The 26,404-nt window shown below is 43.1% G+C and carries 19 protein-coding genes; 10 read left to right on the forward strand and 9 right to left on the reverse strand.

Annotation, left to right across the window (positions count from 1 at the left end; all coding sequences use genetic code 11):
* Positions 1 to 111: 111 nt before the first annotated feature.
* Positions 112 to 2,397 carry an N-acyl-D-amino-acid deacylase family protein gene (locus ACJJI3_RS06735; protein ID WP_444941943.1) on the reverse strand — a complete coding sequence of 762 codons (2,286 nt, stop codon included), beginning with the start codon at positions 2,395 to 2,397 and terminating at the stop codon, positions 112 to 114.
* Between the two features lie 869 nt (positions 2,398 to 3,266).
* On the opposite strand from ACJJI3_RS06735, the gene ACJJI3_RS06740 reads away from it, so the two are divergent.
* The 4 genes from ACJJI3_RS06740 (at position 3,267) to ACJJI3_RS06755 (ending at position 7,844) form a co-directional block, all read left to right on the forward strand.
* Entirely contained in the window at positions 3,267 to 4,298 is a 1,032-nt protein-coding gene (locus ACJJI3_RS06740; RefSeq protein ID WP_444941944.1) for an XdhC family protein, read from the forward strand.
* Positions 4,295 to 4,981 (forward strand): nucleotidyltransferase family protein, encoded by a 687-nt coding sequence (locus tag ACJJI3_RS06745; RefSeq protein WP_413665547.1) that lies wholly within the window; start codon positions 4,295 to 4,297, stop codon positions 4,979 to 4,981. The genes ACJJI3_RS06740 and ACJJI3_RS06745 overlap by 4 nt, the downstream gene beginning before the upstream one ends.
* A gap of 158 nt (positions 4,982 to 5,139) precedes the next feature.
* On the forward strand, positions 5,140 to 5,598 hold the full coding sequence (locus tag ACJJI3_RS06750) for a (2Fe-2S)-binding protein (RefSeq protein ID WP_444912884.1): 459 nt from the start codon (positions 5,140 to 5,142) through the stop codon (positions 5,596 to 5,598).
* 2 nt (positions 5,599 to 5,600) lie between these two features.
* Positions 5,601 to 7,844, forward strand: coding sequence for a xanthine dehydrogenase family protein molybdopterin-binding subunit (locus tag ACJJI3_RS06755; RefSeq protein ID WP_444941945.1), 2,244 nt, complete (start codon positions 5,601 to 5,603; stop codon positions 7,842 to 7,844).
* A 383-nt stretch (positions 7,845 to 8,227) separates the two neighbouring features.
* Here ACJJI3_RS06755 and ACJJI3_RS06760 read toward each other — a convergent pair whose 3' ends face one another.
* The 4 genes from ACJJI3_RS06760 to ACJJI3_RS06775 form a co-directional block, all read right to left on the reverse strand.
* Positions 8,228 to 9,262: an IS481 family transposase gene (locus ACJJI3_RS06760; RefSeq protein ID WP_444913809.1), complete on the reverse strand. Its 1,035-nt coding sequence runs from the start codon at positions 9,260 to 9,262 to the stop codon at positions 8,228 to 8,230.
* Positions 9,263 to 9,452: 190 nt separating this feature from the next.
* On the reverse strand, positions 9,453 to 10,148 hold the full coding sequence (locus ACJJI3_RS06765; protein WP_444941946.1) for a GlcG/HbpS family heme-binding protein: 696 nt from the start codon (positions 10,146 to 10,148) through the stop codon (positions 9,453 to 9,455).
* 390 nt (positions 10,149 to 10,538) lie between these two features.
* Positions 10,539 to 11,084: a hypothetical protein gene (locus ACJJI3_RS06770; protein ID WP_444913576.1), complete on the reverse strand. Its 546-nt coding sequence runs from the start codon at positions 11,082 to 11,084 to the stop codon at positions 10,539 to 10,541.
* 152 nt (positions 11,085 to 11,236) lie between these two features.
* On the reverse strand, positions 11,237 to 11,593 hold the full coding sequence (locus ACJJI3_RS06775; RefSeq protein WP_444941947.1) for a VOC family protein: 357 nt from the start codon (positions 11,591 to 11,593) through the stop codon (positions 11,237 to 11,239).
* A gap of 702 nt (positions 11,594 to 12,295) precedes the next feature.
* Between ACJJI3_RS06775 and ACJJI3_RS06780 the strand changes: the two genes are divergently transcribed.
* Both ACJJI3_RS06780 and ACJJI3_RS06785 read left to right on the forward strand, forming a co-directional pair.
* The gene (locus ACJJI3_RS06780; protein ID WP_444913574.1) at positions 12,296 to 13,099 is read left to right on the forward strand and encodes a hypothetical protein; all 804 of its coding nucleotides are present in this window, start codon (positions 12,296 to 12,298) and stop codon (positions 13,097 to 13,099) included.
* Positions 13,100 to 13,122: 23 nt separating this feature from the next.
* Positions 13,123 to 14,019 carry a fatty acid desaturase family protein gene (locus ACJJI3_RS06785; protein WP_444912877.1) on the forward strand — a complete coding sequence of 299 codons (897 nt, stop codon included), beginning with the start codon at positions 13,123 to 13,125 and terminating at the stop codon, positions 14,017 to 14,019.
* 196 nt (positions 14,020 to 14,215) lie between these two features.
* On the opposite strand, the gene ACJJI3_RS06790 is transcribed toward ACJJI3_RS06785, so the two are convergent.
* Complete coding sequence (locus ACJJI3_RS06790; RefSeq protein WP_444941948.1) at positions 14,216 to 14,932, reverse strand: aspartate/glutamate racemase family protein; 717 nt, start codon at positions 14,930 to 14,932, stop codon at positions 14,216 to 14,218.
* Positions 14,933 to 15,358: 426 nt separating this feature from the next.
* Positions 15,359 to 18,847 (reverse strand): sialate O-acetylesterase, encoded by a 3,489-nt coding sequence (locus ACJJI3_RS06795; RefSeq protein ID WP_444941949.1) that lies wholly within the window; start codon positions 18,845 to 18,847, stop codon positions 15,359 to 15,361.
* An 892-nt stretch (positions 18,848 to 19,739) separates the two neighbouring features.
* Between ACJJI3_RS06795 and ACJJI3_RS06800 the strand changes: the two genes are divergently transcribed.
* The 4 genes from ACJJI3_RS06800 (at position 19,740) to ACJJI3_RS06815 (ending at position 24,071) form a co-directional block, all read left to right on the forward strand.
* Complete coding sequence (locus tag ACJJI3_RS06800) at positions 19,740 to 20,465, forward strand: YoaK family protein (RefSeq protein ID WP_444905493.1); 726 nt, start codon at positions 19,740 to 19,742, stop codon at positions 20,463 to 20,465.
* A 1,069-nt stretch (positions 20,466 to 21,534) separates the two neighbouring features.
* Positions 21,535 to 22,608 carry a 3-deoxy-7-phosphoheptulonate synthase gene (locus ACJJI3_RS06805; protein ID WP_444905494.1) on the forward strand — a complete coding sequence of 358 codons (1,074 nt, stop codon included), beginning with the start codon at positions 21,535 to 21,537 and terminating at the stop codon, positions 22,606 to 22,608.
* Between the two features lie 248 nt (positions 22,609 to 22,856).
* Entirely contained in the window at positions 22,857 to 23,312 is a 456-nt protein-coding gene (locus tag ACJJI3_RS06810) for a hypothetical protein (protein ID WP_444905495.1), read from the forward strand.
* 150 nt (positions 23,313 to 23,462) lie between these two features.
* Positions 23,463 to 24,071, forward strand: a complete 609-nt coding sequence (locus tag ACJJI3_RS06815) for an OsmC-related (seleno)protein (RefSeq protein WP_444905496.1) — start codon at positions 23,463 to 23,465, stop codon at positions 24,069 to 24,071.
* 54 nt (positions 24,072 to 24,125) lie between these two features.
* Here ACJJI3_RS06815 and ACJJI3_RS06820 read toward each other — a convergent pair whose 3' ends face one another.
* Positions 24,126 to 24,839, reverse strand: a complete 714-nt coding sequence (locus tag ACJJI3_RS06820) for an ion transporter (protein WP_444897547.1) — start codon at positions 24,837 to 24,839, stop codon at positions 24,126 to 24,128.
* A gap of 242 nt (positions 24,840 to 25,081) precedes the next feature.
* Positions 25,082 to 26,401, reverse strand: a complete 1,320-nt coding sequence (locus ACJJI3_RS06825; RefSeq protein ID WP_444941950.1) for a metallophosphoesterase — start codon at positions 26,399 to 26,401, stop codon at positions 25,082 to 25,084.
* Positions 26,402 to 26,404 lie beyond the last annotated feature (3 nt).

Here is a 26,404-nt window from a genome sequence, read left to right on the forward strand (position 1 = left end):
GAAAACACACTGCCAATCAAAATCCGAATTAATACAAGCAAGGCTCACCCTCGGGCCAACCGTAGCCAACTATCTATTAATAGGCGAGTAGCAATGTGTTTTCCTAGTAAACTAATTCTCAGGAAACCAAGATGGTAATACCACAAGCCCTGAACCTGAGTTAATCTTTAGAGTGCTGTATCGACCGCTCAGGCTAACTTTACCATTATTTATTACTTTAAATTGATGTGGCCAAACGACGCCTGAATCAACCCTTCTATAATCAAACTCCTCAACATAAACACCATTTTTATAAAGTACCTTTCTAATATACCCAGTATCAGGGTCTATACCAAGTAAAGGGGTAATCCTTCCCCCTGAGACGAGCTTCCACCAGCTTTCATTTCTGTGCTCAGGCACATCAAATGGACCCTGCACTTCCATCGATGGGTCACGTAGAAAATAAAGGAAATTAAGCCATAATCCCTGAAGCAAATTATCCTTCTTATTTAAGCTAATATAGGCAGCTGACTCAGGGTCAATTGAATTGCCACCTTGAAATAGTTCGTATTGACCTTCTACTCCAAAGTGAATTACATTTTCACGATCTGAATATTCGGCGATGGATTCATTCAAGAAATTTAAATATTGAATTTTTGTACGCAACGGCTTGCTTTCTGAAGATAACTCTATTGTAGATGTTAAAGATTCAATCTTATGTAATGAATCCTTCCCTCCAAAAGCACCTAAGAGACTTTCTTTAACTTGTAGTGCGGTTGGCATTTCATTCACTAGCGGCTGGTGCCTAAGTAAAACCTGTCCTAAATCTGTACTCTTTATCTCACCGTGGTACAAGGCCAACTCGCCATTAACTAATACATGAATAAAGCCTTCTGCGAACTGCTGCGGATCTTCGTAAGTTGCTCGATCATTGACCTGATCCAAATCAAAGATAGCAATATCGGCATAATATCCAGGAGCCAATCGCCCCCGATCCTGAATACCTAAGAAGCTCGCGGGCAATGCTGTCATCCCCCTAATCAAGAATGGTAAAGAAATCAGAGATTCATCAACAACAAACTGCCTTATCTTCTTAGCAAACGCTCCAAATGTTCTAGGATGTGCACGCTGGCCTGGCACAGCGTGTGAGCCTCCATCCGAGCTCGTCATCATCCATTCCTGTGTTGCTAATAAGCGAATATTGTCCATATCATATAATTCAAGATTCATAACAGAAGCATCTCTTTGCTCCTTAGCAATATGAAGTACAGTATCTAAAGTTGTTAGATTTAATTCCTCGGATACTTGTGCTAACGTTTTGCCATTGAGGTCTTTATTATTATCAGTAAATAATAATTTTTCCGGACCACCACGAATACCAAGCATCTGCCTATGTTCTGAGTGCAAACGTTTTAGGGGATTTTCACTTTGTAATCGTTCAAGTAAAGATGTCATTCCTCCAGCTAAAGCCCAGTCTGGAATAGTATAAGCTAGCAATGAACTCTGCGTTGCAGTATATGGATGTTGTGCAGCAAATACCTGAACACCATCCGCCCTGGCATTATTGATCAAATCTATCCCTACGTTAGCTCGTCCGTCGTTATGCTTACCCTGTGGAGTAAAATGGCTAAAGATAATTCTCGCATCTATTGCTGAACCAATTTTGATAGCTTCAGCAACAGAAGCATCGTATCCTATACCGTTTAGAACTGCCCCCAAATCCCTATCATGGGTATCATAAATAGCTTTATACTTATTTAAGAATGACAGGGATTCAATCACTTCTTTTGTTGAGGCATAAGAAGCCGGTCGGTAAAAAAGACCCGTTGAGACCCCAAAAGCACCTTGCTGCATACCACTTTCAAGATACTGCGTCATTTTTGAACGCTCTTCATTGCTGGCAGGTCTATCATTCATCCCCATAACGTTCAAGCGAGCCTGATTGAAACCCACATAGGTTCCTATATTGACACCGGTATCACTGAGCCTTTCACCTCCCCCCTCAGCGATTTTATATTGCTCTAGAACATCATTTTTCCCAAATCCATCTACACCAACAATTACCGAGGTCACGCCCTGAAAGATCTGGGGTAACATTTTTTTGCCCTGCGGGTCATTGAGACCTGCATGGCTATGCATGTCAATAAACCCAGGAGTAACATATAACCCCTCAGCATTAATGGTTAATTTAGCCTTGCTCCTAAGACTATCAGCGTTCCCTACAAAGACTATCTTGTCATCGATCACTCCTACATCTTGCTTTATCCATGGATTACCTGAACCATCGATAACTTTTCCATCAAGAATCAAAATGTCCAAATAATCTATTTTATTGTTCTGTGCCAGAGTTACCGCACTGTAGAAAAGGAACAATAAAACAAGGCAATACTTAACCAATAAGCTCTGTGTAAATTTCACAATTACTCCCCATTAACTACATAACTCAAACCAAGAACTTCACGATACGGCGAAATAGATAATTCCACACCTTTAATACCCCATGCTTTAGAATACCGCTATTTTCAGCAAGAATTGAAACACCAAATAATATTATACCTGCGATGAGAAAATTGAGAATCGACTTGGTATTCATAACCATCCTTATCAATTTATCTTTATATGGCACACCACAAAACACAACTAAACGGACTTAAAATTCACCGCATTCTAACCTTATCTGTTACAATCTTTGAATCAAACACTACTTATCGCTTAAACAAGACCGGCTATCGATAGAATTCATATAAATCTCGAATTTTTTCTGGCATTGCAATACTAACGTTTAGTTAACCTTATAAGTATTGACGTAACCAATGGTTTCCCAGCACTAGCAGCTTAATATGTAATTTTCCATTCTACATCTATTACCCTTTTGCCTTGCTTTACTCTTCTACCAATGATCAGTTACAAAAACCTCTACGCACTAAGCCTTTCCTTACCCAAAGAATCACTAGGAAGTAAGTTACTGATTCGACTCGGAACAAGCCAGTGAGCTGGCACCACTATTTCAGAGGCAGCCAAAATAGAAAATAATCGGATATGGGCTATTTAGGACAAATCTCCACTGCCTCGCCTCAGATTCTACCCTTATAGAAGCAGCCCATTATTAGACGAAAGCACACATCAATTTCCGACTATCGCGCTTAACAGCACAGCTGCCGCATTTTCTGGGAACGACCTTGCATTTTATTCACATTCTTGGAGTATCGCTAAATTGTGGTGTTTTACAGTTTACTGGGTTCCAAATAGGTTTGTAGGTCATTTTTCATGTATTCGAGCACAGAGTTATGTCGCACCATATTGAAGCCCTATTAAGTGAATGGCAGGCATCGCCTGAGAATGATTGGGTACTTGCCGTAATCACCAAAGTTCAGGGCTCAGCTTATCGTAAGGCGGGAGCGATGATGTTGTTTCACCCACTAGGTAAGAGTATTGGCCTAGTCAGTGGTGGTTGCTTAGAGGCCGATTTAAAACGATACGCTCAACGCGCTATTCAGTATGATACTTCGATTAAAGTGATTTACGATGCCAGTGATGAGTCGGATGCTAGCTATCAATTAGGCTGTGGTGGAATTGTAGAACTAATTTTATTTCCCCTCACGCATAGAAACCAATATCTTCAGTTACATTGCCTTTTAGAATATTTGAACTCGGGAAACTCCGCTTTCTACGAACTGGAGTTACCTATTCAAAATACCAATTCAAGAGATCTTGTTGCGAGAGTTATTGCCCCAGAAGCAATGGGCTACCAGATTGGTAGCACTACCAAAGCTACCTTATCACTACAAAATGGAAAAGCAGATGCTCTGCATCCGAGATTAATTATTCCCTGCCTACCCCGCTTCCATATTGCTGTTTTTGGTGGCGGGTTAGATGCTCAGCCAGTAGTCAAAATTGCTCAAGAACTAGGCTGGCACATTACGGTGATTGATGAACGCGCAAGTTTTGCCCGTCATTACGATTTCCCTGGTGCAAGTATTCTAAAGAAACCCTATTCACAGCTGACTACATCGCTGCTGAATCAGTTTGATGCGGCGATTGTGATGCACCACAACTTGGACTTGGATGCGAAGGCGTTACAAGCCGTAAGCCTAACGAAGCTACACTATGTTGCGCTGCTCGGCCCTCCACATAGACGTGATAAAGTTCTTGATAGAGCGGGGATAAAAGTAAGTGATTTCTATGGTGTCTTTTCCGCACCGGCAGGTTTAGCATTAGGTGGTGAGCTACCTGAGTCCATTGCTTTGAGCATCCTGGCTCAATGTCACGGAGTATTGCATCAAGCTAGATTGTTACCCCTAGACAAGGTCGCAACGTGAATAAATTTATCCGGGAGACAGCTAGACAACCTTCAAAACGGATACTGGTAGCATTGCTTGCTGCCGGAGAAAGTCGTAGATTTAATGGTATAAAATTACAAGCAACAGTAGATGTGATTGACTCAAATGGGAAGATTAAGAGTCAGCCTCTGCTGTTGCAAACGCTTGATAAACTAACCAGCCTAAACACAAAAACATCAACCGGGCTAAAAGTAGAGTTATTGGTAGTTCTGGGAGCGCATCAAGAGAAGCTGGCTAATTTGTTGTCTTCCGATGTGAACCGACGATTTAACACTAACTGGCAAAGTGGTATTGCAAGCTCTATTAAAGAAGCAGTTATCGAAGCCGAGGCCCTTAAGGTAGATGGTTTGCTAATTGCCTTGGCTGATCACATAGGCGTAACTTTGGATGATTATCAAAAATTAATTACTGTGTGGCAGTCATATGGGCAAACTTGCTGCGCCCAATATCAAAATAGTTTTGGCGTACCTGCAGTATTTAACTCCTCAGATTTTACTGATCTCGCATCTCTCACAGGCGATACGGGCGCAAAGCACTTATTGAAAAAGAAATCTAATCTTGATGCTTTATCAATTGTTGAGATCGAGGGTGTCGCCGTAGATATAGATCGTAGAGCTGATATAGAAAAATGGCAACAAATGATTGTGGAAAATATCAGTTAGGGCTTATTTTCAGTTTTTAGTGAGAGTATCAATTTACATAAGTACTTCCGTAAAACTAGCTCTGCGATAGTCAGATTTCCAAGTCATAACCAGTTAACGAAAAGAAGCGATTTCGCCACCGATACGCAATTACTAGCGGGATTATCAAGGAGCGGGTAATGTCAGATAAGAAGTTAACCTTAACCATCAACGACGAAAGTTACGCACTAGATGTTGCACCAGAGATGCCACTTTTGTGGGCAATCAGAGATTTGCTTGGATTAACAGGCACTAAATATGGTTGCGGTGCTGGATTGTGTGGAGCCTGCACAATCCACTTGGACGGAACGCCGACGCGAGCATGTTTAACGACGGTTTCGCAAGCCAAAGGCAAGAAAGTAACTACCATCGAGGGGCTGCAATTTGCTGAATTGAAGCAAGCATGGAGCGACAATAACGTTCCACAATGTGGCTATTGTCAGTCTGGCCAGCTTATGACTGCTGCCGCGCTATTGACCCAAAACCCATCACCAAGTGATGAAGAGATTAACTCTGCCATGGCTGGAAATATTTGCCGTTGTGGTACCTACACACGAATTCGAGCTGCTATTCAAGACACCGCTAAAAAGAGAACTTAATAATGAGTAGCTTTACAGCTGTAAAAAATTTCAGCCGCCGGGATGTACTTAAACTATTTGGAGCAACTGGCGGGGGCTTAGCTTTAGGTGCAAGTGGGATAAGCTGGAGTCCGATGGCCATAGCACAAGGAAAGGAGCCGAGGTTAAACCTGTTTGTTGCTGTTGGCGAAGACAATAAAGTCTATCTTACCTGTCATCGTTCAGAGATGGGCCAAGGTATTAGAACCGGGATACCTCAGATACTCGCTGATGAGCTTGAGGCTGATTGGCAACATGTCGTTGTGATTCAAGGGTTAGCCGATAAGCGCTATGGAAGCCAGAATACCGATGGGTCACGCAGTATTCGTAAGCATTATGACAAAATGCGACAAATGGGGGCAATAGCTCGGACCATGCTGGAACAAGCTGCAGCAGACTCATGGCAAGTGCCTGTCGGAGAAGTGGAAGCCAGGAATCATAAAGTCGTGCACGTAAAGTCGGGCAGAAGCTTTAGTTATGGAGAGCTAGCAGTTGCTGCTGCGAAACTGCCCATACCAGAATTGAACCACGTGAAACTGAAGGAAAACAAGGACTTTAAACATATCGGCAAATCTCACAAGATTGTCGACATGGATAATATACTATCCGGAAGAGCTAGATATGGCTACGACATTCAAATAGATGGCATGCTATATGCCAGTATAAGCAGGCCCCCGGTTCTAGGTAGTGATGTAGAAAGTTTAGATGATACCCTGGCTCGCAAGGTTCCCGGGGTTGTGGATGTAATTCAATTACCTGTGCCCAAAGGACCACCTAAGTTTCAAGTTTTAGGTGGTGTAGCAGTTATTGCTACTAACACCTGGAGTGCCTTGCAAGGGCGTAAAGCATTAGAAATAACTTGGACTGCCAGTAAGAATGATAGCCACAGCAGCACAAGTTTCATGGAGTCGTTAATTCAGGGGGTCAAGGAGCCTGGTAAATTAGTTCGCCAACAAGGAGTTGAAAACACCGATTGGCCGGAGGACTCTACCCAGCAAGCCATATACACAGTGCCCTATTTGGCCCACGCACCGATGGAAGCTCCTGCTGCTGTAGCTTCAGTTACACCAAATGGCTGTGAAATCTGGGCATCAACACAAACACCGCAAAGTACGCAGCAAAATGTAGCAGCAAACCTCGGGCTCAATGACGAACAAGTGAAAGTTAATGTCACGCTATTAGGGGGCGGCTTTGGAAGGAAGTCAAAGCCTGACTTTAGTGTGGAAGCGGCACTATTGTCTAAAAAGCTTGGACGGCCGGTTAAAGTTAGCTGGAGCCGCGAGGACGATATCCAAAACGGCTACATGCACGCAATTAGTGTCCAATTTTATCAAGCAAAACTTGATAGCGATCAAATGCCAACGGCAATACTACAACGTACCGCCTTTCCATCTATTAGCACTACCTTTGCCGAGAACGTGGAGTACCCCTCAGCTGGAGAGCTGGACCTTGGCTTCGTGGACATTCCATTTACTGTGCCAAGTCATCGTTGTGAAGCGGTTAAAGCATTGGCGCATACCCGTATCGGCTGGATGCGCTCAGTGAGTAATATTCAGCACGCCTTTGGTATTGGTAGTTTCGTGGATGAACTGGCACACAATGCCAAAGTATCATGCCCAAAGATGTGGAAAGAAATGTTGGGCCAACCTAGGCATATCGACTTTTCCGGTCAACAGTTCAAATACGGAAACTACGGAGAGGATCTATCACGTCACCCAGTCGATGTTGGTCGCTACCATCAGGTGATTGATATTGTTGAAAGGAATATGGCTGAATTTGCACCTAACCAGTCAAATCAAGGCTGGGGCTTTGCCGTTCATCGAAGCTTTAATAGCTATGTAGCTATAGCGATTCTGGTGGAGGTGAAAAACACAAACCTTAAGGTACTGCAAGCAATTGCAGCTATTGATGCTGGACTTGTTGTTAACCCTGATAGAGTTGTCTCACAAACCGAAGGCGCGGTGATTTTTGGCTTAAGCTTGGCGATGATGGGAGAGGTAGCCTTTGAAGATGGGAAGGTTAAGCAGTCCAACTTCCATGATTACCCTGTACTTCGTATGGGGCAGTGCCCTGATATTTCGGTAACGGTAGTGAGTGCCAATTCTGCTCCAGCAGGCGTTGGTGAGCCTGGTGTGCCACCCGTAGCCCCTGCATTGACCAACGCGATATTTGCAGCAACAGGAACCAGAATTCGCAATCTGCCAGTAAACAAAAAACTTAATGTTTAAGTTATAATCACAATCGCAAAGGTAGAGCTTTATATCCCCCTACTCGTTCTTCGTGAAGGGGGATATATAAAAGAAAACAGCGTAGACAAAGCCCCACAGAACTGACTGAACATAATGCAATTCCATTATTGACTCATCAAACTCGTCTCGATCTACAACTTAAAAATTAAATCGCTAAAAAGTTTCTTAATAAAAGCATGGATTGCTACGTAGCAACGGGATACAGGATTAAAAATTTTCACTTTTTCGACTTCCTCACACTGAAGTCTCATAGTTTTTGGGCCATAGCCTTTACCTTGTTGGGCAACATCAAATAAGGTGTAGTAGTTCAGACTTGATCTGACAGTTACCGGTTTTTCAGAAGGTACTCTGTCAGGTCAAATTCAGTTTACGAGTTTCTCCTTCCAGATACTTTTACCCTCTTCAAGGGTTACCATCGGTGTGCGACCACAACACTTTTTACCCTGATGAGTTCGATCATTATTGTAATATACGAGCCATTCGTCCAGATCCTTTTGTAGCTCTTCTATTGATCCATAGATCTTTCGTCGTAACGATGGCTGGTAGAACTCTTGTAATATAGTTTTATGGAAGCGCTCACAGATACCATTTGTTTGTGGGTGCCTGGCTTTTGTCTTGGTATGTTCTATCTCGTTGATATTCAAGTACAACTGATAATCATGCTGCTCCAGCTTGCCGCAATATTCAGTACCGCGGTCAGTCAAAATACGCAACACCGGCAGATCATGCATGGCGTAAAACGGTAATACACGATCATTCAGAAGATCTGCTGCTGTGATTGGCGTCTTAGTGGTGTACAACTTGCAATGGGCTACCTTTGCATAGGTGTCGACATAGGTTTGTTGGTAAACACGCCCAACCCCCTTAAATGTTCCTACATAGAAGGTGTCCTGAGAACCTAGATAGCCGGGGTGTTGAGTATCAATTTCCCCGCAGGCTTCATCATCATGTCGCTTTCTTTCCAAGGCCTGAACCTGCGACTCCGTGAGGATTAGCCCCTCCTTAGCCACCTTGGCTTCAAGTGCTTTTAATCGTAACTTGAAGTTAGCCAGGTCGTTCCGTAACCAGATACTCCGAACACCACTAGGGGACACGAATACGCCACGTTTACGTAGCTCATTGGAGACTCGAACCTGTCCATGGGCAGGCTCTTGGAGGGCATAAGTCAACACGGCCTCTTCAATTGCTGTGTCAACACGGTTCTTGTGGTTAGGCACCCGTCGACTCTTTTCAAGAAGGGCGTCCACACCGCCACTTGAAGCAGCTTCCTTGTACCGATAGAAAGTGTCTCTCGATACACCAAGCATCTTGCAAGCTTTTGAGATGTTGCCAAGCTCTTCTGCAAGATTGAGCAATCCGGTCTTGTGTTTGATGATACGATCATTAGTATGGATCATGGGGTTTATCCTTGGTTTTGTTTTTAGGTTTAGGCACCTTCATCAAAACCGGTAAACCCCTCTTTTTCAAGAGGATGTGTCAGATTTGGTCTGAACTAATACAAATAAGGACAGATCTATAAAAACCTCGTTCGGCTTGCCATTATCATTATTGGGATAGTGTAGAATACTGCTCTTGCTGGAAACTAAATTACTTTTTTGTTCTAACCGAATAAATTTTAGAGAAGCTTGTGGCTATATCAACTGATTCGGGAGAACATGCGGGATGCCCCCAACCACTGGCGCTAACGCCATCAACAATATCATAGACAATATTGTCATCCTTATTGGGGCTAACTCCTGAAGGCACATAATCTAGCTGGAGGTTGTGGCGCAATTTCCATGCGATATTATGATCTGCACATGAACTATCACCGCTAACCCCTAGAGCGCCGATAAGCTTTCCATTCTTATTATACAGAGCTAAACCGCCACCAAATACATTAATTCCTCCGATCTTTTTACCCACCATCGGGTCATCTTCTGTGCCAATTTGATTTGATGAACCACCATAAGCGACACTTGTATCAACTGGATTGCTATGCTGTAAACCATATAAACTACCACCAGGCTGTACAGCCGAAAAAAGGTTGGCCGTTGATAGTGATAGGTCGGGAAGACTGAAAGCATTCGCCGTGTTTGCCTTTTGCGCTGAGATAACTCTGCTCCCAGGCCATTGATCACCTCGGTCCTTGCCTGAAAATGCAACTAATTTAACGACACCATCCCTATCAACGATAGTTGCCCACATATTAAAGTTAAATCCACCATTTTTTTCGCTTACAATATCTTTAAGCACTTTCTGAAGCTCAGAATACGTTGGGAATTTAACTGAAGCAGCGTCCATACCAACTTCTCCTTTTCTCGCTCAAGTAATTAGCATCCAATCATAGTAGCTTATTGCATTAAATGTGCTTCAACCACTAAAGGTCAGTAGAGCCAACCTATACTCTGCCAGCAAGTTTGAAAATTTTTTTCTCGCCTACCTGATTGAAGACTGCCTCTATTGAGAGTTATGACTAGTTTACAACCAACAAGCAGGATAGATCATATTAATCTCCATCCAACTGGTTACGAACCATCTAAATTCAACTTAACTACACGAATGATTGACGACCACAAAATAAACACTATCTAAAATAAAAAAGTCTATATACAATAAACGATTTTAAGCTAGAAGAATTACTCAAATAATAAATTATAGAAAACAATCATGTCTTTTTACAACTGACTCTTATCAATAAGCAGGGTTATAACCGGCCACCCAAAATACATTTTCTTCACCATTTATACCTATTGTATCGAACGACTCATATACCCATAGGTCTGAATCTAAATTTCTATCTAGCTCATCAGAAAGATACTGTATATTATCTTTAATTGATACGCCCTTTGGATTAGAGGACATTATTAGAGCCAGTCCTTTTGCCGGACTACATTTTCTTAATTTATCAAAGTCACTTCTAATTTTAGGTATTTCAGAACTACCTGTTGAGCTCATCCACCTCTTCATTTCCACCACCACTTCTATTTCTGATGGCACATCTTCCCGGAAAACAACAAGATCAATTAAGTCATATTCGACCTGAACCCTTCTAGCGAAGCATCTAAAAAGGTACCTGGCAATGATGAACTGATAATATCTCTCATTATTTATTTTTAGAATCCCAGCTTGGTCACACGAGTAGCAAGAATTATTGGAAAGTGACTCCTGAAGATACTGATCCTCCTCCTGCAGAGCCTTACATGATAAAGAAATTATATCTTTTAATATTAAATCCACCTATCCTCCAACTCACTATTACGCACCACATTGAAGAGTTACTTTGGAAATCAAACTTTAAAATATAAAACTGTAAAGAAACATATACTCGCCACCAAGCAACATCAATGAAGGTCATGCTTCACCAATATAGATAATAACTGACTTTATTACTAAGATTTAGCTTCCCTAAGCTGAATGTGATTCCCCTCAGGGTCAACTACGTTACAAACCTTGAAAATTGGATTTGACCACTCACCTTCCATAGCCCTGCCCCCAAGTGCCTCAGCCTTATTCTTTGCATCTTCAAGACATTCCACCATGACAAATAGTTTAATTGTGTTGAAATTTCGCTCAGGGAGCTCTATGGGCGGGTCATGTACAACAATATTAAATCCATCTTTACCTATACTAATTAACTTATCTGTTTTATATAGCACATGAAAATCAAACATTTTTAGATAGAACTCGGAGAGACCCTGTATATCTCTTGCATATATTACGACTCCGAACTTTGATATTTCACTCATGTTCTACCACCACTTTTTATAAGACTTCCAAGCATTTTAACCTAAACTGGACAAACAAATGTTACCCAAATACAGAAAATTGTTAACAAGTCAAGCAACCATATATTTCCCCCTAGATTAAAGGATGCCGAACTATAGAAATACCTTTTAGTGGCATATAGCAACTGACATATCCAGTCCCTTCCCGACCCACAAAAAAGAACAGTTATCAATCTAACGAAAAGACAATCTAGAGGTATACATAGCATTCCCTTATTACTATGGGATTCCTCTATCGATCATTATATCAACAGCAACTATTAAACTGCTAGATAGTGCTAAAAAGCACCTATTCTTAGGCATTTGCTTTAAGGATATTGTTAAAGTAATACACAAAATTGCTTCTGTTAGAATTTCTAGAACACATAATTTGTACAAGTTACACCTGTGTTAGCTATTAACATCTACAACTTTAACTGCCTTAGCAACAAAGCTTGAAATTATCATCTCATCCTCGCACAGAGAGCTTATCAAGCACTTCAATATAATCCTCCCCCATAGATTTCTATCACGATGATAAGGATATCGGATAGCAGAAGATGGCATTACCGTGGATTTAAGCGTCTATTTGTTTAACCCAAAGATTACAATGTCTTGCAAGTTGTGCTCTACTCTGTAATATCACTTAGAACAAATACCAGGATTATTGTCAGTAAAATCATTATGTATCAGTTTACGTATGAGCCTACCCCTAAAAATGTCCTACTGGACCTGATGGGCGTTAACAAGCGACACGAGCTTGGAACCAGTCAGCTCAGCTTTATATCTGATGCATTTGACATTTCTATCAATAGTCTACGAGTAACATTAAATAGATTGGTAAGTACCGAATTGGTCAGCCATGATGGGCGGGGGGTGTACCGTTTAACAGAAAAAGCGATCGCCAAACGTGCTTTTATCAACCGCTGGCAACATGATACTTTTCATTATGAAACTTGGGATGGTAGTTGGCTTACTTGTCACTTACCTAAAGGAATATCACGTACGGTTCGTAGAAAGTCATTATCGGTTCTCCAATGGTATGGTTTTTCCGTAGGCCTCGACCACCTGTGGGTACGACCCAACAATCTAAAACTCGCCCATTCTGAAATAATCGCTTCATTAGATACTCTTGGACTTGAGGTAGGAGCGAACTGTTTTGTATTGCATGAGGTTCCCGATTCATTAGTCTCTCAATGGGCTCACCAGCTATGGGATATCGGAAGGCTTGATAGCGAATATAACGATCTCGTACGGTCCCTTGAGAACAGCCTTAAGACTCTGTCAAATAAACCTATTTATACAACATTATCAGAAACATGCCGGTTGGGTGGTGAGGCCATTCATCGCCTAGCGATTGATCCTCTACTCCCAAAGATAATAAGACCGCAAGAGAAGTACCAAGAATTGAAGAATATCGTGCGTAAGTACGATCGTGTTGGCCGTAACATTTGGCTGGAACAGTTGAAGAAGTTAGGTGTTGACTAATAATCACAACAAGGTACTCCTCAATGAATATCCCAATTAGCAAAGAAGAACTAAAGCCTTTTCTGCAACGTAGTGATGCCAGAGCTTGGTGGATAGTAGCAAGCGCTTGGATTGGCATCGTTAGTATTTTTGTTATTGCAGCACTATTACCGTATTGGTACGTATATATTGCAGCAGTATTCTTGCTTGCTGGGCGTCAACAGGCCTTAGCTGCAATCATGCATGAAGCCAGTCATAAAACGCTTTTCGCAACCCGGGCCTATAATAAATTCGTTGCCAAGTGGTTATCTTCACCATTTTTATTGATGGATGGTGATACCTATATTAAGAGCCATCTAAAACATCATCGAAATGCTGGCACAGATAAAGATCCGGATCTAAAGAACTACAAAGACTATCCTGTAAGTAAAAGGAGTCTAGCGAGAAAATTCATTAGAGATTTTTTGGGAATCACTGGTTTAAAGGCAAACCTATATCTTTTTTTAAGCGGTCGAGATTTGTTGAGCAGAAATAAGAGAGTTAATTATCAGTTGACACGGGGCCTGTTTGTTAACGGTATCATGTTTGCGGCGTTGTGGGCCTCTGGCTTTCCGCAGTTGTATATCCTATGGGTAATAGCCTACTTTACAGTCTATATGGCCATCATTCGAATGCGTCAAATCGCTGAGCATGCCGGGGTTAAAGATCTCTATCATCTGGAACCAAAATATAATACACGATCGGTTCCAAGGGGAATTTTAGGATTACTCTTTGTCAGCCCCACCGATGGATTAAGCTACCATTGTGAGCATCACGCTTTTATGGGTGTGCCCACCTATAACTTAAGGGCACTCCATAAGTTTCTTAAGGCCCGCGGGTACTATGATGATGTAGAGCTGGCTGATAACTACCTTGGCGTGTTAAGGCAGGTGTTAAGATAGCAACTGAAACTGAATACTTCGCGGCAAAACAGCTTAAGATAAGAATGATACTTCCGCCGTATTTTCCATACAGGCAGCAGCAAAAGCCATGCTAACCTATCCGTGAAATGGTTTTTTGCTTTGCTGCCATCTAAATCCATACATTAGAGCTTCGCTTTATATATGATAATTGCCGATCGAGCACCCACTATTGCGCTTACCAGGAATATTCTGCACATCCAACAGCCAACCTAATTGCTGCCTCCGCCAATAAATGATTGGAGTTCAAGGTAGGCAGAGGGGAGTTGGAGTCACTAATTATTAGTGGTATTTCTGTACACCCAAGTATAACGGCATCACAACCATTAGCCTTCAAACTTTGAATTACCTCTTGAAAGTAAGTTACTGAATCTGGCGTCGAGACACCACAGACCAATTCTTCCATAATTAAGCGGTCTATATTGTGTACCTGCTCATTTATAGGTCGCAGCCAACCAAGATTCTGCCCTTCAATTTTCTTTGGGTAAACATCACTTTCCACCAGCCATTTGGTGCCTAAAATACCAAGCTTTTGATAACCGCGAGATTTCGCACTCTCTGCTACAACTTCAGCAATATGGAGCCAAGGTAGCGGTGATAATTCTTTTACATACTCAAACGCCTGATGAATGGTATTATCTGGACAAATTAAGAAATCAGCACCCTGCGCTTTGAGCTTTTTAGCTGAAGAAAGCATTAGGTCACCAACACCCAACAAATCGCTGTTATTCAATCGATCCACATAGTCTGCCAAAGAGTGAGTATGCATGGAGATTTCCGGGTGCGCATACTCCCCCAAAATTTTGGGGCTTTCAGTACATATTGTTCTGTAGCAAAGGACGGCCCCTTCTACGGAGCATCCAACTATACCTATATGTTTTGGCAAGGTTTTCATGTTACTAAACTTCTATCTATTAGAATTAATCCGCTACTTAGAATCGTGGCGGTCCCTTATGATACGCACTACTATCGATACTCACCTTAGAGTAACTAAACTTAAAACCCAAAGGCTACACCTCTTCCGATATCAATATTCCCTTCACATATTTTTTTTCAGCAAAAGTAATTTTGAAGACACAGGTAATCAATGTAACGCCTATCTCAAACGCCAAAGTACGCACCTTTTGATGGGGCAAACTACTTGAGTATAGTGCTATTGATATCACGCTATTTGAGCGAGATACAGTATGGTTTGAAAAATCTGACAAGATAAACGGAAGGGATAATACTTGTTTTTTGGCTTTGTGGGCTAGGTGAGCGTAGATAAGACTTTCAGCAGGGAGGCCTTATCTACGCACTTGCTATCGAGTATGATTTTTAATCAGCGCAAGTTGTCTCTCTCTTCCTTCATGCGTTTACCTATCCCTAAATGCGCCGCTGGATCAAAATGGTAATAACCTGAGAGATCATCTGTTTCATGAGCCTCAACATTATAGAGGTTGTCTGCAACAGACTGTTGGGCAGACTGGATAGCTCCACTGGCATCACCATAGTGGCTTTTAGCAATAACAATGGGCAAGTCATAATCATTTAGCGCTTCCCGTAGGCCATTCACCAGACAGGTCAAATTCGCCTCATAGTTGTTTTCATTTACACTTTGCCCTCCATCATTCCAACCCTGGAACCAGATAAAACTATCGATTTCAATCGACTTATTTTCATACTGCGGAAAGTAACCAGCCAAGACTTCAGGGTCGCGCAAGGCCTCAATCTTCTCCAACATCGCAGTGTAAAGAGACTCCTGATTTTCCTCATCTTGGGTCCACTCATTAGCGGCGGAGTCATGGCAGCCAGGGACCTTCCAGTCTACTCTCAGGTCAGTACCACCCTGAACCACTTTTAAAAGTAACAGATCGTTCTCAGTCTCTTCACCGAGGTAGTGCCCTAAAGTGAGCTCTGGTCCATAGCGGTTAGTAGACACGCCATAATTGGGGAACAATTCACCATGGCGCTCAGAGAAGGAGAGAGAACCGGTATCATTCAATGAACCCTGATACTGCAGTACAGTAATATCGTCTCGTGTACCTTCAAGAGCTGCGTCCAGGTGGCCATCAGCATAAATCTCAGCTACCTCCATAGCAGTACTCATTTGCATCCAGGCATCGTAGTTGTACCCATAGGAGCCTTCGCTAGAGGAGAAGTAATATCTACTAATGGTGGCAAAGAGTCGGTCAGTCAGATCAAAGTTACGGCTATCACAGGTTTCACCTGTATGAGAGTCGAGACTGCCTGCACGGCAGAGGAATTGCCCGAGCTTCTGCACCACAGGATCTTCGTTATCATCGCTAAGTCTCTGGTTATAATCGGCTAGCGAATCACTATTATTGATAAACTGCTCTGTTATCTGGTCATCACTAATCGCCGTAGAACCACAGTCGACATCGCCGTAGGTGTAATCTGCATTGGCATGGCAAATCAGCTCTTGCAAGCGATCTAACCGGGTGTTGTTGCCTTCCATATTGGACTGGCCTGCCATAACCACAACTTTTACAACATCCTCATCTGAAGTATCACCCACTGGATCGGTATTTACGTCGCCACCAGATGGATAGATAGCAAAATCATAATCATAAAACTCAAAATCCCTGAAGGTGTCAGGAGTTGTGACTACGAGAGCATAGAGTTCATGATTGGCAGGTACCGGTACTACGGTACTTGAATCTTCCCCGGAGCTATCAATATCAAATGGATAATAGCTACGAGAGCCGGTAGATGGGTTGTAAACCACTGCACGACCACGGAAGTCCGCATGAGCTGGGTTATTTTCAGCATCAACCCTAACCGCAATGGTGTAGTTACTGTCTTCAGTAATACCTTCTACCTTAAAGGCATTAAAAGCCCAAGAGCCTGGTACAAAACCGGTATCCATATCAGTCCAGCTGTTACCTGTCCCCTCCTGATCAAATGTTTGAGTGTACTTATTATCGTGGGTGCTGGCATCAGGGTGCTCACTCAACATCCGACTCAAAGAGGCTGCCTCCGATACCTGGTAGGCCTCACTCTCAACCATATCCCAGGTCGTGACTTGTGCGGCAAAATCTGCAAACAGGGCCTTCATATCGTGCCCTTGGGCTGTTAGATAAGCATCGGCTGCTTCCAGGTCGTTAAGCCCATCCCTGGAGTCACGGAATACCCCCCCCATCAGGTCCTTACTCACAGCATAATTAGTCAGCCAAGACCAGAAAATATAAGCGCCGTATTGATGCCCACCTTTAAAGTCATAACCATATTGGTGATCGACGGGAGAGTCTTGAATCGCCCAAAGGGTAATATGTGGGTGGAGGGTGTAGTAACCCAGCAAGCTGTCTTTAACGCCCGGGATATTGTGATCCGCGCCCCAGCTTGCGGAGGATTCCAGGGTGTACTTACCACTGGACTCACCTGTGACCCTGTTTAGCTTACCCTGATAGGAGTGGAAGTTCTCATGCATCCAGTGCTGGGCATTAGACTGCGTAAGCGGATTATCCTCCAGGGTGTAATTCTTAACGAACGTATTACTAATTGAGTCATTGAGTTCTAAATCACGGGTGGAACCTTCATCACTGAAGTAAGTGCAAAGCTCGCCTTTTCCATACATGCCGGCTTCAAAGATATTCCTTTCCCATACCCGCTCTTGAGCCACAATATAATGCTCAAAATTAGCCATGGTTTTGTCGGTATCATCCGACCACCATTGGCACTGGTACGTTGAACAAAGATAGTTGTTGTAACCATCATAGGGGCTGGTAGCAATCATGGATTCATTGCACTTACTGCCACCCAGGTCCATGACTTCATCGTATGTCAGCACACGCTCATAGAGTCGCGCATCCCAGATTTTTCCCGCAAAGGGCCCAAATTGCAGCATGTCGCCCAAGTAAGGATAGCTATCACCATCAACAGATATCGAAGAAGAAGCTTCACCGTTTACGTACACGGTTAACGTGCCATTGTCCACCGTAACTGCGACATGATTACAGCTACGGGTTTTTAAAGTACTTTCTGCGTTAGAAAACTGCTGGCTGTCTTGGCCACCCAATTGCCCTACAACAACATCATCACTGATGCCTATATAAAAGCTGCCGGAGTTATTATCACCATTAGGATCAGCAATTGATCTCACCATCACTTCATCGCCTTCAGTACTATCCGGGATGAACTTAAAAGACAAGCTAAAATGCGCGAGGCCATCTTTCTCAGGAAGAGCCACCGTCATGTCTGCATTATTAAAGTCGTTGCGACTGACAAACATTGTGCGCCCTTCTACATCTGGATCCGAAGATGCACTTTCTGTTAGCGCAGTGCCCTCAACAATCACAGAATTTCCACCCGCTACATCACGGAATTCCAAGTGAGACGGAACATGCACCAGAAGGCTGTCAGCTGGTCCATCCAGGAAATCGCTGGCACAATCATTTGCCGCAACTTCAATAGTAACTGTCGCAATATTACTAGCACCACTACTATCTGACGCTAGATATGAGAAGCTATCAGTACCCGTAAAGTCTGTTGCAGGGAGGTACTCCCAGCGACGCCCACTTCCTGTTAAAGTGCCATGCGCCGGCTCCGACTGAATAGAATATTCTAGAGAATCCAGATCTTCATCATACGCAGCAAGAAATATAGATTTTGCAAGTCGGCCGTGTGCGGCCATCTGTACCAACTGATCATTGGCAATGGGTAAAGTGTTAGAATCATCACCTTCATCCGGGGTATCTACCACTCCCCCACCCGAATTTCCACCGCCCGAGTTATCACCGCCAGTGTTCTCTTGCGGTGTCGTCTCATCGTTACTACTACCTCCCCCACAGCCAAAAAGTAGTGCACTCAATAGTATTAAAAGCGGAGCCTTCAATATTTTTTTTGATTGAAGATTTTCATTAGCATTTATAAACATTAGTAGTCATTTAAAGAGCTGAAATTAACCAGAAATTTTAGAGAGATATAAAAACAAATGCCGTGAACCAGTTCTTTGATTTATTCTTTGATCTTAAAGTGATTTTTCAAGCAAAGGATCTGGCCTGGATGTGAATATGAGACCATGTGCTCCAATTCAGCAAACATAACCAAACTATGCGACTGCCCTTCAATATTCGCTTGCTATATCACAGAAATCTATAAAATTAACATCGCTCATGAGCAACTGCTCGGCAATTGCTCGATTAAGTAGATAACTTTAATCTGTTGAAATTTGAGAAAACTCATCAATAAACAAGCGAATAGACAAAGTTACCAGCGCTAATCTAGTGATTTAGGGGCTATAAATTGACCTCAAGTAATAGCTGCAATTCTTAATATTACAAGCAAATCACTTGCAGCCCCACAAAGAACCCTTTCGGTGACTGCCCAGCTCGACTCATTCTTGGTCTACTATCCAAGCAACCCGTCACAAATCTAACCTGCTCACCTGTTACATCGTTAAAGCCAGTACTCTATGGGAAATATGGTTGAATGAGGCCGCTAGCATTTGCATTAACCACCCTGTCTAAATGAGTGAGCGGATAAATTAAACGTCAGCTTTCAAACCTTCCGCAATCGTTTCATGGCAAGCGAATTCAAGACCACTACCGAATGGTAATACTTTGGATTATATCTCTGATAACTGAGGCTCTCTTTCCAGTAACGTTTATTATCCAAAATCAAGATAAACTATCATTCATCATCATCTAAATACCAAATAGTCAATTAGATAAGCTATCACAGTATAGGGTAGATTATACGCCATGAATCAAAGGTCCAATAAAGAGACAAATATAGAGTACACCCTGGCATTAGTTGCCGGCTTTTCTGAAGCTGTATGCATTTTGGGTTTATTCGGAAGCTTTACAACTTTTATTACCGGCACAATTGTTCTCGCCATCACCGATTTTGCAAGCAACAATCCAAACTACATCACAAAAACTTTTATCCTCTTCGCCTTTATCCTTCTTCAAATATTTTGGATTTATTTCATCAGAAGATTACATTTACAAAAGAGAAACCCAGCAACTATCATGCTATTTTTAGAGAGTGGACTAATGCTACTATTTTTTGTCAGTGGCAGCTATATAGGAAAACTTTCATCTCCCTATGCTGCAAATACCTTCATCATCTCTTTTTTTGCAATTGCAACCATGTCTCTTCACAGTACAATATTCTTCAGGGTACTTAATAAGAAGGCGCCTACACACTTTATGACAGGAAACTCTACTAATCTTTTCGCTGCTGCTTTCGAAATGCTGGATAACTATCGTGTTGACAAAAGCACGAACGCTCCGCCCTATCCTAAGGCTTCTCGTAGAGCTAAGTACTATTTGGGGGTAATTATGGGGTTTATAACTGGTGTAATTCTTGGCACTATTGGATATAAAATTTGGGGGTTCCTCTCTCTTGCATTACCCGTAGTCATGACACTGTTCACAGCTGTATCGACTCAACGACACGACCCTCCTCCCGCGACCGATTCTTGATATTAATGAATATGAAGCTCACTTTAAGATATCAAACAAATGGCTAGGATCTACGTGTAATTCAGTATGGGAATGCTCATCTAAACTACTATCGGTTGTGCTTAAGCCTAGACGGAAGCATGCTTCCTCAGAACACCATAGCCTCGAATACCCTGCTTATTATATTCTGTATAGATACGCAAAAAAATCCGCACTAATTTTTAACAGGTAAATCCAAAAGGCCAGTCCACACAAAAATTCAATCCACCGTATATCTTACCGTTGTGGTAACTCAGAAATCGTTACGTAAAACGACCTTTTTTAGTACAAGCCTTTATCATAAACAATCCATAAGAAAGCACTGTACATGAGCTCTTACTTTTTACTCAAAAAACACAGCTATGTAGCTCGCCATAACTTCATCTGCTCTAAATAGTCACCTCACAATGAAATATCCGTATTAAACAAGCCTTCATCAAATACAATTATTTAGTCTAAACTGACATCTCCCCTTGCACATGTCACAATTAATTGAATACCATGATCCCTAGTGTTAGGAGATAGCCTTCGCTATGTTGAAATAAAAGCCCCGCATCAGTTAAACCAAACTCCTTCATTGGATAGAGCCCCCCCGTTTACCACCCCCGCTGGTGACTGACAAAAATTATTGATCAGGAATCTTGTTCCAACAATTTCTTTTGCGGAACTTTGAGCGTACTCATATATTGTTCCAATAGCGCCTGGAAAGGATTCCCTGTCTAAAGGGATCTCTATATCATGGCAGCAGGCCATTGCAGTGTCAGTTATCCGTATTTCTTTCGTAACATCAAGCCTCTCTAAACACGCCAGAAGACCTACTCACCGATGGATAAGTAGCACCCCGCATCACTCAGCCCGCCCCAGCAGAGCCACCTCAACCGCTTTGAAAGTGCCAAACTGTTAAAGGGTGAATACAAATGAACATCCCAAACCAAGTCCAATTATTTGGTTGCAAATGAAACCCTCGCCCTATTCTTGATGGCAAAGTAGGATAGGTACTCCGCCTGCAGGTGCAGCGCGGCACTAAGGAATAGAGAAACCAGAAGACGCCATGACCACACAGCAGTTCGACGACTTAAATGTTGTCTCCCAGGAAGTACTGATCAGCCCGGAGACGCTGAAAGCAGAACTCCCCATTAGCGATGCCGCCGAGGCGACTGTCGCTGGAGGACGCGCCGCCGTGCGCGACATCCTAGATCGCAAAGACCACCGCCTGATGGTGGTAATCGGGCCATGCTCCGTTCACGATGTGAACGCCGCAATGGATTATGCCAAGCGCTTGAAGGCGATAGCGGGCAAGGTTTCCGATACCCTGCTAATTGTAATGCGCGTCTATTTTGAGAAGCCCCGCACCACTGTTGGCTGGAAGGGCTTGATCAACGACCCTCACTTGAACGACTCCTTCAAGATTGAGGAGGGGCTGCATATTGGCCGCAAGCTGCTATTGGATGTTGCCGAGCTAGGACTGCCTACTGCAACAGAAGCACTAGACCCAATCTCCCCTCAGTACCTGCAGGACCTAATTTCATGGTCTGCCATTGGCGCGCGAACCACAGAGTCACAGACTCACCGGGAAATGGCCAGCGGCCTATCCTCTGCCGTGGGCTTCAAGAATGGTACCGATGGTGGCCTGGAGGTGGCTATCAATGCCCTGCAATCAGTCGCCAACCCCCATCGTTTCCTCGGCATCAATAAGCACGGTCAAGTTGCGATTATCCACACCGCAGGAAACCCATACGGTCACGTTGTACTTCGCGGGGGCAATGACAAGCCAAATTACGACTCAGTGAGTGTTGCAATGTGCGAGCAGGAGCTGCGTAAGTCCAATATCGTGCCAAACATTATGGTCGACTGCAGTCATGCCAACTCCAATAAAAACCACGAATTACAGCCCCTGGTGGTCGACAATGTGACTCACCAAATCCTCGATGGCAATCAGTCGATTATTGGCATTATGGTGGAAAGTAACCTGAAAGCCGGCAACCAGAAAATTCTGCCAAACCTGAGCGATATGGAGTATGGCGTTTCGGTAACCGATAAATGTATTGATTGGGAAACTACTGAGTCCCTGCTGTTAGGCATGGCCGAACAGCTGCGCGAGCCCCTTAAAGCACGCTCCTCTTAGATCTCCCCCTGGAGAGGCCCATAGCGGGCCTCTTTCCTGCCGAAAAGATAACCGCCACAGCTTGATCTCCCTACAAATTACGCTATTCACTTGATAAAGACCCTACAAAAAGAGTACTTTTGCCCTGCCGTAACAGATAGCTGTCGTATGCTTCCTTCAATCAGCTAAATAAAAATAAGCGGCCTACTAACTGAGGTTGAAATCTGGCACCTAATTTTACATTTATGGGAAATAGGAAAGCAGCACATATGGAACTGCAGTCCAACAAAGTACCAATCTATATCTTTGGTGGGTTTACTCTAACCTGGCTACTTGTCAGCCTAAGTTTTGCTCTCGATGGGGGCTCCACCATCTCCTGGCTGGCCACCGCTCTCTGCACTCTTCTCGCAGTAATCACATTCTCATTTCGGGCAACACATTACATCGATGGAGAATCAAAAAGCTATGTTTCCAAGAGACAAGCCCTCTGGCATAGCTGGACCGAGAGGCAATCGCTAGCGGCGTTCAAGGGGGTTAAGGTTGTCTCCTACTCACCCCATACCACAGACCGTAAAAGTAGCCACTCCAGCTGGCAGGTAATATTGGTCCCCCGCCAAAGTAACGGTAGCAATAGTATCCAGGCGCAGGCCTTCCACTCCAAGAATGATGCACTGGCCTACGCGCATGAACTCGCGCTCTTTACCGCGCTCCCCCTACTGGACTAAAGAGCCAGTACTCTTAAGGCACAAGTGGGGATATAGCCCTTCTCACCCTAACCTCCTTTGTTAAAGCTGTTGCCACCCAACTCCGCAGGGGTGCACAAGTCAACTCTACTCGACCCTCCAGTCGAGACAAAAAAACAGAGGAGCCTCGAAATGGACCCAATTCAATGGAAAATGTCGAGTTCTACCATCGTTCGCAAGTTGGACGAGGATGCACACCAAGTAACCTTCCCTCCCCCTCATCTCGATAAGGTGAAACAAGGCGAGCTGCTGAAGTTTCACGCTCATATTAATGTCGAACAAATGCCTGAGGGGCATCACCTAAAAAAAGCCACCATATTTTCCAACGTTCCTAATGGTGGAACATGGGAGCTTATCTGTGATGAAGGCACAGCCGTCGGCGGTAGAGGCAGCGCTCCATCTCCAATTATGTACTTCTCTGCAGGGCTAGCCCTTTGCATGATGTCTCACATCGAAATGCTGGCTAAACTTGGCGGGATCAAATTAAAAAGTGTAAGGCTAGAGCAAAAAACTGAGTTCTCAACCACTTTGAATTTTGGGGGTATCAAACCGGAAGAAGTCTTTGGCAAGGGGGATAGAGTGGAAATACATTTGATTGTTGAAAGTGATGAGCCAGAAGAAAAACTTGTAAAATTTATGCATTGTTGCCGGCAGGCCTGTATGTCACTTCAAACCGTTTCCAGTGCTACACCCGTTGATACCCAGCTCTTTATCAATAGTAAAGCGATTGAGTTCAATTGAATACCCTGGGATGGCCTCACAGACCAAGAGGCCATAGCCTAATAGCGCTTGTTACTAATCGTTTTCTACATCCTCAATCCGGGCTTTAGATAAGGCAGAAGCGACAAGACCTGTCGGAATTGCAACCACCCCCAAACCAATCAAAAGCACAAAGAAAGTAAATATTCTCCCACCGAGAGTAACTGGATACATGTCACCATAACCCACAGTGGTTAAGGTTGTAACTGCCCACCACAAACTGTGAAAGATAGATTTAAATTGTTCCGGCTGAGCAGCGCTCTCAAAATAATAGATACCTACAGATGACAAATAAAGCAAGATCAGAGCTGTTACTCCAAACAATACCAGTTCCTCTTTAACCATACTAAATGCACGGCTAAATCGAGCAACTGCCTTACTGTAGCGCAATAGCTTTAAAACCCTAAACACTTGAAATAAGCGAACAATTCTAAGCGCCCTTAAATCCATTCCTGAGGCTATATAAAATGGCAAGAACGCCATAAGATCAATCAAACCATAAAAACTGAAGATAAAGCCTAATCTATTTTTCGCCGCGTACACGCGACATATATATTCCAAAGTAAACACAATCACTGAGAACAACTCGAAGTGATCCAATACAGCTCTCTGTTCTGGTGTTAAATCAGGGATAGTACCCACAGAAAAAGAAATTAGCGATACAACTATCAGACACTGAATAAATATGGAAAAAAATCGCCCCTCTTTGCTCTCATAATTATCAACCAGCTTTCTAATTCCCTGTTCCACACAATCACCCAGCTCGTATCATATTGAATATATACCGCATTTTAACACTACCTACTAATGCACATGCATATTTGGCTTTATCATTTTGTAAATTGTAAGCGATACATCAAACAATAAAAATTATGATTAGAGAGGTAATTCGAGTAATGGAGTTGAAACATGCCAATACCAATAAGTCGGCCTAAACACTCTATTTCAGCTCCCAACAACGACCTCATATGCTCGCTTTTATACAGACATACTTACAAAAATATCCCCAAAAAAGCCATCCAATGTACAGTATTTAGAACATCAAATGGCTCTTCCTTTGTATCTTTGTCAATAAAACTTTTACGCACTACGCCAGTATTACGAATTACTGGTTTGCCCGACTCAAAGACCAATGCTTTTGGTACATACAAAGTGCTATCCACCAAGTACACTTTACCCTGGAACTTGGAAGCCAATTCTTCCTGATGGCTATGACCTACCACAATATAGCTTACGTCAAAGTGCTCCATAGTGGCATTAACTAACTGCTGATCGGCCTCCGGATATTGATCCATCGCATAGGCATAGCCACGATATTGCGTTGGAGAGTGAGGCCCAACTAACAGGCTATTATCTATCTTGGCCCCTGTTAAATAGGCTCTATGGGCACCATTAAATTCGCTGGTGCTCAGCCCCTGCTTGAGCAACTGAGGGCTTATACCTCCATGGGTAAAAAGTACTGATCCAAGCTTCAGCATTACATCTTTACTCCTTAGCCAAGCTCCTAAAACTGTATCTTCTGCCAAAGCTTGATCATATGGCCTCAACTGCTCTATAGCCCATAAGTGTTCAGCCTCTACAGATTTAATTCTATAAGTAAATGCATACTGTTCATGATTTCCTAGTAGAAAATGTACAGCTCCACCACTATTGGCCGCTTGCTCCTCAAGATGATAGATAAACCAGAGCAAATCATAAACATATCGCCCCCGGTCAAAGACATCACCTACAATCACTAATTGGCCTGAGCCATAAGTCCATTTTTCATCGGCATCAATAATACCCAGGTTTCTCGCCCAATTTTTAAAGAAGTCTAGATCTCCTTCCAAGTCACTGACCACAGCAATAGGGCTTACCTCATCATAGGGGACAAACTCAACTTCACCATCCCTCAAAGAATAAGTTCTTTGATCGCCCCCACACTCCAATACAATTTCCTTAGAAATGGACCTCTGCTCTTTAACTTTATCGTCACAGAACCACCGTGAAATATAACCATCTGTGCTTTGAATGATCACCGGCCCCTGCATCCTTTCTAGAAGTGGGTTTTCAGCAATTTTACTCAAGTCGGCGCGCCATCTAATAGCCGCATCACCAATAGGAATCTTAATTCCTTGAAAGACTTGTCCTGTAGTTTTAATAACCTTACTACCACTTAGCAGGTAGGTTATACCTGCTACCCCCAAAATAAATAGGACAAAAAATAAGGTGATAGCTCGCTTAACAACCGTTCCGACCACAAAAAATCCCTTTAACATAACCTGAATCAATTCGAACATTATCAAGACAAAGATTTCTTGAGTCAAAATCATTCA

It is taken from the genome of Microbulbifer maximicatervae (SeqCode), from assembly GCF_052466985.1.